The sequence below is a fragment of the Candidatus Berkiella cookevillensis genome (assembly GCF_001431315.2).
GTDB classification, from domain to species: Bacteria; Pseudomonadota; Gammaproteobacteria; order Berkiellales; family Berkiellaceae; genus Berkiella_A; species Berkiella_A cookevillensis.
On record NZ_LKHV02000001.1, the window covers coordinates 2,412,910 to 2,428,402 of the forward strand.

Below are 15,493 nucleotides of genomic sequence, written 5' to 3' on the forward strand. Positions count from 1 at the left end.
CCGTGTCAGAAATTATGATCTTCTGTGGTAATGCAACCCCACACCTCGCTCAGAGCGTTGCAAAACACCTTGATATAAACGTCGGTAAAGCGACCATCGGCCGGTTCAGTGACGGCGAAATCATGGTGGAAATTTTAGAAAATGTTCGCGGTAAAGACGTATTCATTCTTCAATCAACCTGCGCACCTACCAATGACAATTTAATGGAATTGCTTTTTATTGCTGATGCATTAAGACGTGCTTCTGCTTTAAGAATCACCGCTGTTGTCCCTTATTTTGGTTATGGCCGTCAAGACAGACGTGTTCGATCTGCGCGCGTACCTATTTCCGCAAAAGTAGTAGCCGATATGATGGCTGCTGTGGGTATCGACAGATTACTCACCGTTGATTTACATGCCGATCAAATTCAAGGCTTCTTCCATATGCCTGTAGATAACGTATATGGAACCAATTCGATTCTGGACGACATTAGAAAGCAAAAATATGACAACATTGTTGTTGTATCTCCTGACGTAGGAGGCGTTGTTCGTGCCAGAGCTGTTGCAAAGCAACTAAATGACGCTGATTTAGCAATTATTGATAAGCGCCGACCACAAGTGAATGAAGCACAGGTCATGAACATTATTGGTGAAGTACAAAATCGCACCTGTATTCTGGTTGACGATATTGTAGACACCGCTGGCACCTTGTCGCTTGCTGTAAAAGCATTGCTCAACAAAGGCGCAGAAAAAGTAGTTGCTTATTGCATACACCCTGTTTTGTCGGGTCGTGCCATTGAAAATTTACGCGAGTCTGGCATTCATGAACTCGTTGTTACCGATACCATTCCATTGAGTCCTGCTGCGCAAAACGCGCCTTTTATTCGGCAACTTAGCTTAGACAGCCTACTCTCAGAAGCTATCAGACGGGTCAGTAACGAAGAATCTATCAGCTCAATGTTTCCATAGGATATTTCCATAAAGAAACACTTCGTTGATACAGTTTGTCTTTGCAATGGAATTGCATAAGACGAAAAAAATTAAAATGATTTTTTTAACCTTAACTTGGTTTGGTCGCGAGCAAGTTAAAATTTTTTAGGAGTCCGCTATGACTGGTACTTTCGAATTAGAAGTTGAACCACGTACGGTCGAAGGGAAAGGTGCGAGCCGCCGCCTTCGTCGTCTGGAGAAAAAAGTTCCCGCAATTATTTATGGGAATGATTTAGAATCAGCTAACATTATGCTTGAACATCGCATTGTTACAAAAGCGCTTGAAAACGAGGCTTTCTATTCGCATGTTCTTACCTTGATCGAAGGCAAAACCAAGCATAAAGTGGTTTTAAAAGATGTACAAAGACATCCATACAAGCCAATCATAATGCACATGGATTTCATGCGCATTAACGATAAAAAAGCAATCACGATGCACGTACCCTTACACTTCTTGGGCGAAGATGTTGCACCTGGTGTAAAACAAGGCGGCATGATTACCCATCATATGGTAGAAGTTGAAGTTCGTTGCTTACCAAAAGATTTACCTGAATTCTTAGAGGTCGATTTAAGTAATGCACAAATGGATCAAATCATTCATTTAAATGAAATTAAATTACCTAAGAACATCGAGTTAATGGCTTTGGTACACAACCCAGATGCAGATCAAACCGTTGCAAGCATTCATAAGCCACGTGCTGCTGTTGAAGAAGATGCCACTGCGGCAGAAGATGCAACTAAAGCTGAAGGCGACAAAGCAGAATAATTTTCTGATGAGGTCTTCCATTGGCTGATGAAATATCCCTTATTGTTGGCCTGGGCAATCCAGGTCAACAGTATCAAGACACCAGACACAATGCAGGTTTTTGGTTTGCTGAAAAACTCTGCCAACAACAAAATACTTCTTTCAATTTAGAAACTAAATTTCAAGCACTGGTTTCTGATTTTAATTTTCAAAATAGAATCATTCGTGTACTCAAGCCAATGACCTATATGAATTTAAGTGGCCAAGCCGTACAAAAGCTTGCGCACTTTTATAAAATCTCACCACAATCAATATTAGTTGTTTATGATGAAATTGATTTGCCACCCGGTTGCGTGCGTTTCAAATTTGAAGGCGGTCACGCAGGTCACAATGGCATACGAGATATTATTGCAAAGTTGGGTACCAAGGCTTTTTATCGCATACGGATTGGCGTAGGTCGCCCTAAACATCAAGAAGAAGTGCATGGCTATGTTCTCAATAGACCAACACGTGGCGAACAAGATGTCATTAACCTTGGCATTGAGCAAGCACTGACTGTCTTGCCGGATATACTCGCCGGCAACCTTGAAAAGGCAATGACACAGCTACACACGATAAGTAAATAAAAAATTACATCACAATCATACACTGGAGAAACAAAATGGGTTTTCGATGCGGTATTGTAGGCTTACCTAATGTTGGGAAATCTACCCTCTTTAATGCTTTAACCAAAGCTGGCATTGAAGCACAAAACTACCCCTTTTGTACCATTGAACCTAACGTTGGAATGGTCAGCGTACCCGATTTAAGACTCAATGCCCTCTCAGCCATTGTAAAGCCAGAACGCGTGGTACCAACGACCATGCAGTTTGTGGATATTGCAGGCTTGGTAAAAGGCGCCTCTAAGGGCGAGGGTTTGGGCAATCAATTCTTAGCAAACATTCGTGAAACAGAAGCCATTGCCCACGTGGTTCGCTGTTTTGAAAACGATGACATCGTGCATGTTAACAATAAAATTGATCCAGTCAGCGACATCGAAACCATTAACACTGAATTATTATTAGCCGATTTAGACTCTGTACAAAAAGCGCGTCAAAAAGCAGAAAAGCAAAGCAAAGGTGGCGATAAGAAAATCAAACTCCAAGCTGATTACCTCACTGCTTTAGAAGCCCATTTAGATGCGGGCAAACCTGCCCGTAGCTTTGACTATGACATTGAGCCTGAATTAAGACTCACTAACCTCTTAACTGCTAAGCCAACCGTCTATATTGCAAACGTTAACGAAGATGGGTTTGAGAATAATCCCTTCTTAGATGCGGTGAGAAAAATTGCAGCAGCGGAAAACAGTAAAGTGATTCCTGTGAGTTGCGCTATTGAAGCTGAAATCGTTGAACTGGATGATGCAGAGAAAGCAGAATTCTTAGCAGAACTGGGTCTAGAAGAGCCTGGCCTAAATCGCGTTATCCGTGGCGGCTACGAGCTTTTACATCTTCAGACCTACTTTACCGCGGGTGTGAAAGAAGTACGCGCCTGGACCATCCCAGTGGGCGCTACAGCCCCTGAAGCTGCGGGTGTGATTCATACCGACTTTGCCAAAGGCTTTATTCGTGCTGAAGTCATCAGCTACGAAGACTTCGTACAATATAGCGGCGAGCAAGGCGCTAAGAACGCTGGCAAATGGCGCCTAGAGGGCAAAGACTACATCGTCAAAGATGGCGATGTGATGCACTTTAGATTTAATGTGTAATCTTACAAACCTAATGAATATGCGGGGTAAGTTGACTGTTCTATTGACAAGCTTGCCCCAAATCGACACAATTGCGCCTGCAATTTATGGCTATGTAGCTCAGCTGGTTAGAGCGCGGCACTCATAATGCTGAGGTCGGTGGTTCGAGTCCACCCATAGCCACCATTTTGTACCTCTCTCTCTAGTCTCTCTTCTTAAATTAACTACCTGCAAAATTCTTTCTTTTTTTAAACAAAAAATTAGTTATTTGAAAAACATTATTATCTAAGATAGAAACGATGGTTGCTAATTGCTCGGCAATAAACTTATATCGGACTTCACACATAGTAATAATTAAAATTTTAGGTATTTTTGACTAACACCAAAATCTGTTTCGCAACGCCTCCCACGTCATCAATAATACTCATTTCCGCAATATATGAAATATTACTCTTACATTCTTGGTCTATTGCTGAAACAAGATCTGGATGGTGCTTAATAACTTCGCGAATGGAATATAGGGCTTTATTCCTGTCCGAATGTAATGGCAACATGGCCATTTTACAGTATGCAGGTATTATATCTCTGAGTGCTGCTTTATCTTTTACTTGGCTCATAAAATGAATATAAGATCTAGCAACATTATTTCTAACGGCACTATCAGAATCTTGCAGCAAATCTGCTTTTGCAATATAGCTAAGATTACTGGGATGTTGAGACCAAGAGAGGAGTATTCCAGCTGTTCTTCTTTCCTCTATATCCTTAGAGAAATGGATAATATTCAATAATTCATGATTATGTTTTTTTGCAAGCACACTCAGTTTCTTTGCAATACCATGCATAACAGGATCATCAGAATCAAAGAAACCTTTATCATAAGATTCTTCATACTCTACATGATTGTGCATTAATTCAATACGACGCTCATTAAGCTTTTCGTAAAGAGAAATTAATTCTTTCGGTAGCTTTTTTACTGCATGCGAAGGCTCTGGAATAACTTTTGGTTCCATTGGATCTATCCAATAAAGCGGTTTCTTTTCAGCAACTCTTTCAGGTGGGTTTAAAAGATATAATCCAAAAGCTGAAGCAAGAATGAGCGCAGTTGCGCTCAACGCTATAGGAACTTTTTTCAATTAGATTCCTTATATACTACAATAATTCCGTTTTTAATATTGTAAAAACACTCAAACTAATGGTGTTTTCCGGTAGGCTTGCGAATTTTTAAATTAATATCACCGTCTTTATCCATAGGAGATATTGCTCGTGCAGGTTCAGCAGTACTCCCTTGCCATTCATGCGCTACTGTTCCTTTAGGATATTGATACCACCCCGGATCTGTATAATCATTAGGCTTTTGGTTTTCACGGACTTTAACAACCGTAAACATTCCACCCATTTCTATTGGGCCAAATTGACCGGTTCCCGTCATCATTGGCAAGGTATTTTCCGGTAATGGCATTTGCATTTCCCCCATACTTGCCATTCCATTATCTCCCATTGCCATGTAATCAGGGATTAATTTGTTAATTTTCGTTTGAATATCTTTTTGATCTACGCCTATCATCGTCGGGACATCATGCCCCATTGCATTCATAGTGTGATGCGATTTGTGGCAATGAAAAGCCCAATCACCTAGTTCTGTAGCATCAAACTCAATAGCACGCATCTGACCAACCGCTACATCAGCGGTTACTTCAGGCCAACGCGATGCTGGGTTAGTCCAGCCACCATCTGTTCCTGATACAACAAACTCATGACCATGCAGATGTATAGGATGATTTGTCATCGTTAGATTTCCAACCCGAATACGTACGCGATCTCCTTGCTTACAAACCATGTGATCAATACCAGGAAAAACACGTGTATTGAAAGTCCACAAATTAAAATCTGTCATTGTATTGACACTGGGCGTAAAGCTACCAGGATCTACATCATAGGCGCTCAGCAAAAAACAAAAATCACGATCTACTTTCATGAAATCTATATCTTTGGGATGAGTAACCCAAAATCCCATCATTCCCATTGCCATTTGTACCATTTCATCAGCATGTGGGTGATACATAAAAGTCCCACTACGTCTTGCCTCAAACTCATAGACAAACGTTTTTCCTGGCTTTATCTGTGGTTGATTCAAACCTCCAACGCCATCCATTCCATTTGGTAAACGTTGGCCATGCCAATGTATGGTTGTATGTTCTGGAAGTCGATTAGTAACAAAGATACGCACTTTTTCCCCCTCTACTACTTCAATAGTAGGACCAGGAGATTGGCCATTGTATCCCCATAAATGCCCTTTCATTCCTGGCGCTATTTCACGAACTACAGGTTCAGCTACTAAATGAAATTCCTTCCAACCATTCTTAATTCTCCAGGGCAATGACCAACCATTTAGGGTAACAACAGGCAAATAAGGACGACCTTGATTCGGAACTAATGGTGGTTGAGTTTTTGCACTATTCATGATGAGCGCTTCTGGTAACCCTGCTAAAGCAAATTTACTAACGGTTCCAGCTGCAATTAATAATCCTGCGCCACTGGCGGTTTTTTTAATAAAATCGCGCCTAGATACCATGCTCAACTCCTTGGAATAGATTATTCATTACTTGCATTATCTGTTATAGCAGCAAGAGTATTATTATTAGGGGACCTAACCATAATCGCTGTTTGAAGCTCAGTATCAGCCAGCCAAAAATTAAGTAGAAATTCAATATAATTATTTACACTCGTGATTTGTTCACGAGCATCTGCTAATAACTCAAATGTACCAATCAGCATTCCATTATAGCGAAGCAGACTTTCATCAAAAATATTTTTCCGTAACGGCACAACCTCATCACGATAATGTTTGCTTAAATCATATGTAGCTCTATATGCATAGTATGCTTGTCTTGCTTCAGAACGAGCATTGACTGCTAACTCATGTAATTGCCAGACAGATTGCATATAAATGGCTTCAGCTCGTGCTACTTTAGCTCCGCCCCAATCAAACAAAGGAACTTGAAGAGAAATTTCATAACCATCAAGATGTAGCCGCTCATCTTCGGACTTACTACTGTCTCTAGCGTAGCCTAATTCAAGTACATCAATAAATCGTGTGGCTTTTGTTAGTCCCAGAGCTTTTGCTGTTCCTTCGATCTTATATTTTAGAACTTGAATATCTAGGCGGTTTAATAAAGTTTGTTGTTCAATTTCGGGTATATCTTGAACCACTAATGGCAACTCAGGTAGGCGCTTTGGTAATTGAAATTGTGTTTGTTCTCCCCACAGCCCCATTAGTTGAATTAAATGCTCACGTTCTGACATTGCTAAAAGATTAGCTTGAGCAAATCTCCCCATCGCTTCAGCATAGAAGGCCTGCTCTCTTGCTTGCTCTTGTTTATTTAAATTGCCGACTTGTGCCATTCTTAGTGCTAGAAGAGCACTTGCTTCTGCAGCATCTTTAATTTGCTCCCTATAGTCAGCAATTTGCTGGGCGGCAACTGCTCGATAGAATGCTTTTTTAGTTTCTGCTGCAAATTGTAAAATTTCTATTGCAGCATGAATTTTTGCCTGTTCGAAACGCCGTTTCTCTATTGCTACGCGTAATGGCATTGTCAAAACGCCCATTACATCAAACAAAATACGTCTCTCAATTTCATATTGCTCATCTTGAGACACACGTAAGTAAGATAAACTTGGATTATGAATTCTACCTGCTTGCACCAGATCGGCTTGAGCAATGCCTAGTTCATTTAACGATAACTGTAGCCCAGCATTATTCATCAATGCGATTCGAACTGCGTTGTCTGCAGAGAGTGACTGGCTTAGTAAGGATTGAATCAAAGATTGATTCTTAGCCAAATCAAGTTTTGATCGATGCCAAATAGGCTGCTGTTCAATCCTTTTATGCACAATCGAAACAGTATCAGAAAATCCTGCATCTTGAGAAACTGTAGCGCATCCTGACAGCAACAATAGAAAAGCTATATTAATAATTCTTCGAGATCTTTTATTTAAACCATTTTTCATGACAGTAGAACTAATGATGTGCATGGTTTTTAACACCCGGAGTCATATTAGATCCCATACCAGAGTCTTCACTTGAGTGACCACCATGCGCTTCACTCATCGAGTCTGAATTTTCCATATTATGATTCATATGAGCACCTGACTGCTGTACTTGCTTGTTAGCATCCTGCCAAGCTTTCCTTTTAACTACCTTTTGTGATTGATATTGTTTAAACAAAGAGTCATATGCCTTGACAGGCACTTGAGCCTCAGCATTCTCTGGTTGAGCTAAACAACAAGTCGGTATAAAAGCGTGGCAAGTAAAAATTAACATAAACAAAGATAAAAAGACTTTAATACGCATGAATAAAATTCCAATATTTCAAAAAAAAATTTTGATCCTAATGCTTATGTTTCTGGCCATCAGAATCCATTTCGAAAATATTATCATGCTGCGGTTTCTGAACAGATTGTTTTTGTAACTCTCTGAGTGCTGGATTAGATTTAACCCCTAGCCCATAATTATAAACTAAATTACCGCCTTTATAAGCAGTGATGCCTAATAAGGTACTTAAAATAACTAAACCTATCGTTAAAGGAGATGAATGGGTTTTCCCTTTGAAATAGCTTCTTATTGCAACAATTGTACATAAAAATAACACCAGGCCTGTGCCAATTGCCCAATTACGGTGATTAACCATTGCAAGGTGAGAAATCATGTCATGCTGAACAGAACCAAACTGTAGAAACCCAGTGATAATGGTGAGTATCGATGCAATAAATGCAAAAAAAATCATCCACAACGACATTATACCGAGTTCCTCTCGTAGTTTCGTTGAGGGTAAAAGATAAGCCAAGATGTATGTTCCAATCGCAGTAAAACTCAAAGCTACGGTAAAATGAACAAACACAGGATGAAGCGGATGATCTAACATCGATTTTCTTACTTTGCTGAATGATTCATAGCTGTAAACATACCATCTAAGCCAAAGAAAATAAATAAATGCGAGTCTTTGTCAACGCTAGTATTTAGATACTGAACTATCCATTCATCTTGATCATTACTTAGCTTTGCATCAATTAATTCCGCTTGCTTCCAAGAGGACACTAAAACATTTTTTTTAATTGCTGACTGAATAATCACTTTTGATTTTTCAATAATTTCCTTTTGAGTAGCAACAGAAGCATGATGCCCTTCATGCGCAAAAAGAAAAGAAGAATATAAACATATCAACAACCCAAAAAATGAAAAAATAACTTTATTATCAAAAAAAAATGATCTCATCTTTTTTACCTTAAAAATCAAATGGAAAAATTCGAATATTCAATTAGCATTAAATATTACGCTCTTTACGAATATGATTCTACGCTGGTTTTAGCAGTAAAAAAATACAAGGAAAGCCCAAGCCACTAGCTGACTAGCTGACTAGCTGTATATATTTGGCATATTTTCGCAAGATATTGAACAATAGTTCACCAATTTAATTACAATTAGTTAATTGAAAAGTTAATCTTCAAATCAGGGAAGAGAAATGTGAGTTTTATGGATATGCGTCTTACCACTATTCTATATTTCCTGCATTCACTCAAGAGCCACACTCTTCTAAATCCCATACTTATGATGAATCTGTCTATCAAGCAAATGGTGTGGTGATGGTTTCTTTTATCCGAAACTTAATAGACGAAGGCAAGGCTTCGGATGATGCAATATTTGAAGGTTCCCTCACACGCTTTCGTCCCATCCTCATGACAGCATTAGTGGCAAGTTTAGGTTTTGTTCCAATGGCTTTTAATATCGGCGGTATTATTTTTGTTTTACCCGCGCTTTATCGGTTAGGTAATACCCTGCGTTTACTACGTGGTATAGAGTAAACCAACCGATTCATACCCAAACGGATAGCTTGCATTTTCAGTAACAGAATTCAAGCTATACATTAATTATTAATCACTTTAGCTAATTGGAAATGTAAAAAAGTACATCTTGTATATACAACCAACTCAATCACATAGCCGTCACATAAGATTCTCAATGTAACTAATTGATATTAAACGATATTATAAAATTCTCTTTCTATGAATACCGATTCAAGTCACATAAACTAAGCCCAAAAGGGTATGTATCTTGCTAATTTTTTAGATTTACCGTCTGGGTCCTGAAGTTTAATTAAATTAGCTTTAATTGAATCAGCAATGATCCTTGAAGCCATTGAATAATTTTGTTTAGAAATATTGAATCGCTGTCTAAGACTCTCGTTTGTCATTACTTCATTTGATACGTGCTTGAGACAACAGTGCTGATAGCAGGCCCTAATTTTATCATCTTTACCCATTGCACTTAACGCCATATGTGAATATAAAATAACACGTAGGAAATTTTCTTCTTCTATGAAATCGGGGCCAGGTAATTGTTTATCTTCTATAGCACTGATGACCTTATCTATACCACTTCCACGCTCTTCGCATATTTTGATTCTTCTCATAAAATGCGCAAGCTTCTCATTCCTAGACTGGGGGCTATGATCCATAAAACGCTGAGGCTCAATAAGTGGTTTCCCTGGATTTGTTATTTCTACGCGATCAGAAAATATTTCGATCATTGGACCAGTTCCAGACTTAGAGAAATCCTGATGAATTACAGCATTGGCTACTAACTCTCGTATTGCAATCTCAGGAAAGTCAATTAAGTCTTGCCTAAAAACGGTGCCAATCTTTTCAGCCCTAGGGAGTTGATCATTCAAATATTCAATTAAACTTGAGAATCCTATAGCATATCCCTTAGACTCCATGTGTTCTTTTCTAGTCGTAATCCTATTTTTCCCTTCATACAAAACGACGCGGACTACTTTTCTTGCGATTCCATCAAATTGGTTCAAGTTTTTTGAAAATAAAATTGCACCAAGATTTGTGATTTGAAAGCTACTATTTTTCCGAGTAATAAATTTTTCTTCAATCAGCTTATCAATTATGCCACTTTTGTTAGTAGGCAGTTTAATTCCTAGCAGTTCGAAATATTTAGTGTAGTCTAACAACCCTAAAATCTCATCCTCGTCGACATCATCTTTTGCTACTCGCTCTTCAAAAGCTGCTACAACAGAATTACCCCATATTTTTCTGGCCTTCTCAGGATAGTCTGATAGTTTCTTTTTATATGTTCCGACTCTCACATATTCAATATTTTTGAATGCTACCGGTTGTATTTTAGCCGCCTCAATTTTAATAAGTGCGATATTTTTTCCTTGATAACAAAACTCGAAAATTTTAAAATCAGTATTTGGGTTTAAAAGCCTTGCAAGCCAATTCTCTAGCTCTTCATTGCCTATTTTAACATCTTTTGGTTTAAATTCTGTTCCGACAATTTCTAGGCTATTATCTTTCACACCAAAAACCATATACCCATATTCTTGCTCATTCAATAGGGCCGAATTTGAAAGAGCAGAAATATACTCTCCTAACTTTTCAGGTTTTGAGTTGTTTTCTTTAAATTCAAGCCACTCAGATTCTCGATTTCCTAATAATAGCTGATTTAACAAATCAACTAAGCGTTCTGGTTTCATTCGAAAAACTCATATAAGGGTTACACTAAAAAATTAATCTATTATAGCCTATCCAGCATTGCCACCGCCCTTTCTTTTTGCTCAGGTGCCAGATGGGCGTATCTTAATGTCATTTCAAGGTTGGTATGCCCCAACAACTCACGAACGGTATTCAGTGGCACCCCATTCATGACCAGGCGACTTGCAAAATGATGGCGCATATCATGCCAACGAAAATTCTCAATCTTTGCATCTTTACGAAGATTTTCCCATGAAGTTTGGACATTATCCATCTTCTCGCCGTTTTTAGATGTAAATACGAGTTTATCCGCCAAAGGTCGTATGCTACGCCATGCTTTTAGTGTTTGAAACGCCTCTTTATTTAAGGGGATATGGCGTGTGTGAGATTTCCGCTTTCCACGCATTACTAGCGCTAAGCTCTTACGATCAAGGTCAATATCTTCCCAATGTAGCCGAAAGAGTTCTCCTTTTCTTGCTCCAGTATTCAGAGATAGCAAGACTAGTGGCTTTAGATAATCAACAAATGATAGATGATTTATAGCAGGATATAGCTCATACCCCCTTTCAGCGCGCCATTGATTGCCTTTGACGCGATCTTCACGTGCCCTAGCTTCACGCACATCTAATGCAAGCCTTAGACGCTGCTCTTCCTCTTCGGACAAATAGCGAACATTAGGTGATCTATCTACTTTGAGTTGTTTCAATCGGGCCAACGGATGGGCTTCAATCAATCCCCATTCAACTGCCCTTGAAAGAACAGAGCGTAATAATGCAGTCCTACGATTAACAGTTGATGGAGCCAAATTTCTCTTCAAACAATCTGAGCGCCATTTCTCAACTGCTTGTATGTTGACTGCATCCAAAGGTAAATCAAGAAAAACTTTGAGGCTTAGTAAACAATCTAAATGAGATTTAGACCATTGGTGATGGGCTTCAGACCATGACTTATATTCACTTTCAATGAATTCTTTGAAGGTAGGGATCGCTGCATTACCCAACACTTTAGTTCTTTTCGGGTTTAACCCTAATGTTGCTACTTGGCCTAAAATCTTCTTAGCTTCGTCACGAGCTTGAGCTACTGAAAGCACACCATGATGACCAATCATTATACGATCACGTATACCTTTGATGCGGTAACGAACCCAAAATGATTTCAAGCCACTCGGTAAGACACGTACCAGAAAGCCCGTTAATAAGTCATCATATACTTCATATACACGTGAACGAATAGATAACGCATCTACGCTCTTTGTAGTAATTTTCATCTTCATAATTCTGGAAGCCCACTGGAAGCCTAGGTGAATTATTTTCAAGTCTATAGCGAGGAATTTCTAAAGTAAATAATTTACTTTAATGCATTGTTTTTTAATTAATTATTTAATATGGCTTGATACTGCGTAATACTAATAAATAGTTTAGAATTACACTCATAATGCTGAGGTCGGTGGTTCGAGTCCACCCATAGCCACCATTTTGTACTCTCTCTAGTCCCTCTTCTTAAATTAACTCTCTGAAAAATTCTTTCTTTCTTTTTTTAAACAGAAAATTAGTTATTTGGGAAACATTATTACCTAAGATAGAAACGATGGTTGCTAATTGCTTAGCAATAAACTTATATCGGACTTCACACATAGTAATAATTAAAATTTTAGGTATTTTTGACTAACACCAAAATCTGTTTCGCAACGCCTCCCACGTCATCAATAATACTCATTTCCGCAATATATGAAATATTACTCTTACATTCTTGGTCTATTGCTGAAACAAGATCTGGATGGTGCTTAATAACTTCGCGAATGGAATATAGGGCTTTATTCCTGTCCGAATGTAATGGCAACATGGCCATTTTACAGTATGCAGGTATTATATCTCTGAGTGCTGCTTTATCTTTTACTTGGCTCATAAAATGAATATAAGATCTAGCAACATTATTTCTAACGGCACTATCAGAATCTTGCAGCAAATCTGCTTTTGCAATATAGCTAAGATTACTGGGATGTTGAGACCAAGAGAGGAGTATTCCAGCTGTTCTTCTTTCCTCTATATCCTTAGAGAAATGGATAATATTCAATAATTCATGATTATGTTTTTTTGCAAGCACACTCAGTTTCTTTGCAATACCATGCATAACAGGATCATCAGAATCAAAGAAACCTTTATCATAAGATTCTTCATACTCTACATGATTGTGCATTAATTCAATACGACGCTCATTAAGCTTTTCGTAAAGAGAAATTAATTCTTTCGGTAGCTTTTTTACTGCATGCGAAGGCTCTGGAATAACTCTATACCTAATTGGCATGTCTGTAGGAATAATATCTAGCACAAAATAAAAATCACCATTAGAGAGTGCCATATACGAACACTTCATATCATCAAAAGGGAGTTTGTTTTTAAGTTGCTTAATAGTTTCTTCACAGTATTGGTTCGACTCTGATAATCTAAAGGCCTCACCAACCTGCATAGTAGAGAGTTTTCTTATCTCTTTGGCCGTATCACGATCGACACCCATCACCTCAATACCAGCGCAAGTCACTTCTAATGTATCCAATGAAAAAGATGACTTAACAATTTGTGAATACAAGATGAAAGATACAAAACTGATGTATAAAAATATCTTTTGAAATATTTTCATGATATCTGAATACACCTTACAACGAATAGTGATTTAATTTGCTTGGATAGCTAAAGCTATGATATCCCACACTCAAAAACTCATGGGACATATATAATATCACTACCTAATTAGTGAGAAAAATATCCTTTAATATACCAATACGTAGCGGTATGCAGCACTAGCAAGCTGTGCAACAAGAAAAGAAAAATTAAACCTTTTTTGAGAATAGCACTATTCAATCTTTTATCATTATCTGTAAGTCCATAAAACCATGGCTTTCTTTTTTTTGCTATCGTATAAAAAAATACTAATGGATATATGTAATAAATAAAATTCGTTGTATTCATGTTAATAAACTCATAAATCCAAGACTGTCTCAATTATAAGATAAAACATAAATAAAGGTAACCACTCACTCCACATTACAAATGATTTTAACAAAAAATATCTCAAAAACTGCTTATAACCCAAATACTATTCGAACTGTGCTCTAAAGTAGATTCACGATTTTAATTCTTGCCGATAGATAGCACATCATTTTTTTATTATTACAAAAGAATGATAGCATTACATGCCATATCGTATTCCAGGTTTTAAACTCCTCAACTCTTCCTCAATGCCATGAACTAATTCAACACTTTCTCGAACATGTAATTTGCTCATTGAATTTTCCTCAGGTAATTGGCCATATGTTTTGACACATTCGTAGTTTCTAAATCCTGTAATTACTTCATTCATTAATTCATTTGTACTAAAACAATCAAATCGATTAGGATCTTCTAGAATAACGGGAGGGAATCCATGCCGGATCAGTTCTTTGTTTAAGACCATGACGCATAATGTTCGACAATTGGCATCCCAAAATGGGTGGATTCTTTCAAGGTAAGCAATGTTTTCAACAATTAGATGGAGCTTTTGCTCTTTAGTGGATGCTAAACTCATTTTACCTTCGTATTCGGCTAGAATCTGATCGATTCGTGAGACTAGCCCATCGCCATATAAAACGGTTTGTACTCTATTACATCGAACGGTGTAATCTTTATCGATACCAGAATGCAAACAAAGTTCGCGGTAACCGTTTAGAGTTTGAGTAGGTTCCTGCCCACGATTGGCAATACCAAAGCCCACAATATCTTCACTTATTCGATAAGGTTCTTTGCTAAGAGGATCTTCATTTAATTCATTCACGCCATTAATACACAAGGTGTGAAGCTCAATAATTTGATTGAACGTCAAAGGAGTATTAACATTCTCCATAGCATGATGAAAGCTTCTTGCCATCGCCAATAGACATCCTGGTTCTCGCTGATCATAACTGGCAGCGGTTTCACTGCGTTGTTTGGTGCCATCTACAAATAAACGCCAACCGACATTATGATCTACTAAATCACTCATGATTTCCTTAAAATCGCTTGTTCCATAATACTCATTAGGAACGATAGCAGGTTGACTCGGTTCTTGAGGCAGAGCTAACTCAATGAGTAATCCCTGATTCACCCAATTACAAATGGTTTCAAAAGGCTCAGGTGTATCAAACTTTAACTTATTGTTTAGTACATCTTTTTGCAAGGTTTTTTGCACAAACACTGGGTTTTGATTGAGCAAAATTTGTAAATTCCCCTTCATGCCCCCACTAGAACCCAATGCTTTAGCTAAATCATTCATCGATTTAAATTCTACTGGTGTTTCTTGTAGACTGCGGTAGAAGTCAGTTAATGCTTTTTTTAATAATATTTCTAGTCTTTTTTGTTCATTTGCTTGATTATCGTATGCAATATCGTGTGTTTGAAACAAGATCTTTGCAGAGTATCTATTCATTATGAATCACCCTTCTTTAAAGCATTTATCTACTCATAAAGACCCAAGGATTGGTACGAAGTTCAAATTTCAAAATTT

General features: G+C 38.0%; 14 protein-coding genes, 1 tRNA gene and 1 pseudogene. 6 read left to right on the forward strand and 10 right to left on the reverse strand.

Annotated elements, in window-relative coordinates:
* Positions 1 to 2 precede the first annotated feature (2 nt).
* The 5 genes from CC99x_RS10145 to CC99x_RS10165 all read left to right on the forward strand — a co-directional run bounded on the left by CC99x_RS10145 (position 3) and on the right by CC99x_RS10165 (position 3,625).
* Complete coding sequence (locus tag CC99x_RS10145; RefSeq protein WP_057624982.1) at positions 3 to 947, forward strand: ribose-phosphate diphosphokinase; 945 nt, start codon at positions 3 to 5, stop codon at positions 945 to 947.
* Positions 948 to 1,086: 139 nt separating this feature from the next.
* A complete protein-coding gene (locus CC99x_RS10150) occupies positions 1,087 to 1,734 on the forward strand; it encodes a 50S ribosomal protein L25/general stress protein Ctc (RefSeq protein ID WP_057624983.1) in 648 nt (215 codons plus the stop codon).
* A gap of 20 nt (positions 1,735 to 1,754) precedes the next feature.
* Entirely contained in the window at positions 1,755 to 2,339 is a 585-nt protein-coding gene (gene pth / locus CC99x_RS10155; protein WP_057624984.1) for an aminoacyl-tRNA hydrolase, read from the forward strand.
* Between the two features lie 35 nt (positions 2,340 to 2,374).
* Entirely contained in the window at positions 2,375 to 3,460 is a 1,086-nt protein-coding gene (gene ychF / locus CC99x_RS10160; RefSeq protein ID WP_057624985.1) for a redox-regulated ATPase YchF, read from the forward strand.
* 88 nt (positions 3,461 to 3,548) lie between these two features.
* A tRNA-Met gene (locus tag CC99x_RS10165) sits at positions 3,549 to 3,625 on the forward strand.
* 176 nt (positions 3,626 to 3,801) lie between these two features.
* Here the strand turns inward: CC99x_RS10165 and CC99x_RS10170 are convergent.
* Genes CC99x_RS10170 through CC99x_RS10195 form a run of 6 tightly spaced genes read right to left on the reverse strand, consistent with a single transcriptional unit; the run spans position 3,802 to position 8,711 of the window.
* Entirely contained in the window at positions 3,802 to 4,572 is a 771-nt protein-coding gene (locus CC99x_RS10170) for a hypothetical protein (protein ID WP_259596682.1), read from the reverse strand.
* A 56-nt stretch (positions 4,573 to 4,628) separates the two neighbouring features.
* On the reverse strand, positions 4,629 to 6,011 hold the full coding sequence (locus tag CC99x_RS10175) for a multicopper oxidase family protein (RefSeq protein WP_057625642.1): 1,383 nt from the start codon (positions 6,009 to 6,011) through the stop codon (positions 4,629 to 4,631).
* Between the two features lie 20 nt (positions 6,012 to 6,031).
* Positions 6,032 to 7,471 (reverse strand): TolC family protein, encoded by a 1,440-nt coding sequence (locus CC99x_RS10180; RefSeq protein ID WP_200953523.1) that lies wholly within the window; start codon positions 7,469 to 7,471, stop codon positions 6,032 to 6,034.
* The gene (locus tag CC99x_RS10185; RefSeq protein ID WP_057625641.1) at positions 7,458 to 7,790 is read right to left on the reverse strand and encodes a hypothetical protein; all 333 of its coding nucleotides are present in this window, start codon (positions 7,788 to 7,790) and stop codon (positions 7,458 to 7,460) included. Before CC99x_RS10185 ends, CC99x_RS10180 begins: the two co-directional genes overlap by 14 nt.
* 37 nt (positions 7,791 to 7,827) lie before the next feature.
* Positions 7,828 to 8,361, reverse strand: coding sequence for a DUF2231 domain-containing protein (locus CC99x_RS10190; protein ID WP_057625640.1), 534 nt, complete (start codon positions 8,359 to 8,361; stop codon positions 7,828 to 7,830).
* 8 nt (positions 8,362 to 8,369) lie between these two features.
* Entirely contained in the window at positions 8,370 to 8,711 is a 342-nt protein-coding gene (locus CC99x_RS10195) for a DUF6488 family protein (protein WP_057625639.1), read from the reverse strand.
* 356 nt (positions 8,712 to 9,067) lie between these two features.
* Here CC99x_RS10195 and CC99x_RS10200 point away from each other — a divergent pair.
* Positions 9,068 to 9,298 (forward strand): annotated as a pseudogene (locus CC99x_RS10200) (efflux RND transporter permease subunit); the annotation flags it as partial.
* 227 nt (positions 9,299 to 9,525) lie between these two features.
* Here CC99x_RS10200 and CC99x_RS10205 read toward each other — a convergent pair.
* From CC99x_RS10205 to CC99x_RS10220, 4 genes are all read right to left on the reverse strand, one after another.
* A complete protein-coding gene (locus CC99x_RS10205) occupies positions 9,526 to 10,980 on the reverse strand; it encodes an ATP-binding protein (RefSeq protein ID WP_057625637.1) in 1,455 nt (484 codons plus the stop codon).
* Between the two features lie 41 nt (positions 10,981 to 11,021).
* The gene (locus tag CC99x_RS10210) at positions 11,022 to 12,251 is read right to left on the reverse strand and encodes a site-specific integrase (RefSeq protein ID WP_057625636.1); all 1,230 of its coding nucleotides are present in this window, start codon (positions 12,249 to 12,251) and stop codon (positions 11,022 to 11,024) included.
* Positions 12,252 to 12,628: 377 nt separating this feature from the next.
* Positions 12,629 to 13,615 carry a HEAT repeat domain-containing protein gene (locus CC99x_RS10215; RefSeq protein WP_057624050.1) on the reverse strand — a complete coding sequence of 329 codons (987 nt, stop codon included), beginning with the start codon at positions 13,613 to 13,615 and terminating at the stop codon, positions 12,629 to 12,631.
* 549 nt (positions 13,616 to 14,164) lie between these two features.
* Entirely contained in the window at positions 14,165 to 15,415 is a 1,251-nt protein-coding gene (locus CC99x_RS10220; protein WP_057624051.1) for a Fic family protein, read from the reverse strand.
* Between the last annotated feature and the right edge of the window lie 78 nt (positions 15,416 to 15,493).

What these genes read in the sequence shown, in the direction of transcription:
- CC99x_RS10150 (WP_057624983.1), top strand. Translation starts at nt 1,087, where the DNA reads ATGACTGGTACTTTCGAATTAGAAGTTGAACCACGTACGGTCGAAGGG.
- ychF (WP_057624985.1), top strand. Translation starts at nt 2,375, where the DNA reads ATGGGTTTTCGATGCGGTATTGTAGGCTTACCTAATGTTGGGAAATCT.
- CC99x_RS10175 (WP_057625642.1), bottom strand. Translation starts at nt 6,011, where the DNA reads ATGGTATCTAGGCGCGATTTTATTAAAAAAACCGCCAGTGGCGCAGGA.
- CC99x_RS10180 (WP_200953523.1), bottom strand. Translation starts at nt 7,471, where the DNA reads ATGCACATCATTAGTTCTACTGTCATGAAAAATGGTTTAAATAAAAGA.
- CC99x_RS10185 (WP_057625641.1), bottom strand. Translation starts at nt 7,790, where the DNA reads ATGCGTATTAAAGTCTTTTTATCTTTGTTTATGTTAATTTTTACTTGC.
- CC99x_RS10190 (WP_057625640.1), bottom strand. Translation starts at nt 8,361, where the DNA reads ATGTTAGATCATCCGCTTCATCCTGTGTTTGTTCATTTTACCGTAGCT.
- CC99x_RS10195 (WP_057625639.1), bottom strand. Translation starts at nt 8,711, where the DNA reads ATGAGATCATTTTTTTTTGATAATAAAGTTATTTTTTCATTTTTTGGG.
- CC99x_RS10205 (WP_057625637.1), bottom strand. Translation starts at nt 10,980, where the DNA reads ATGAAACCAGAACGCTTAGTTGATTTGTTAAATCAGCTATTATTAGGA.
- CC99x_RS10210 (WP_057625636.1), bottom strand. Translation starts at nt 12,251, where the DNA reads ATGAAGATGAAAATTACTACAAAGAGCGTAGATGCGTTATCTATTCGT.
- CC99x_RS10215 (WP_057624050.1), bottom strand. Translation starts at nt 13,615, where the DNA reads ATGAAAATATTTCAAAAGATATTTTTATACATCAGTTTTGTATCTTTC.
- CC99x_RS10220 (WP_057624051.1), bottom strand. Translation starts at nt 15,415, where the DNA reads ATGAATAGATACTCTGCAAAGATCTTGTTTCAAACACACGATATTGCA.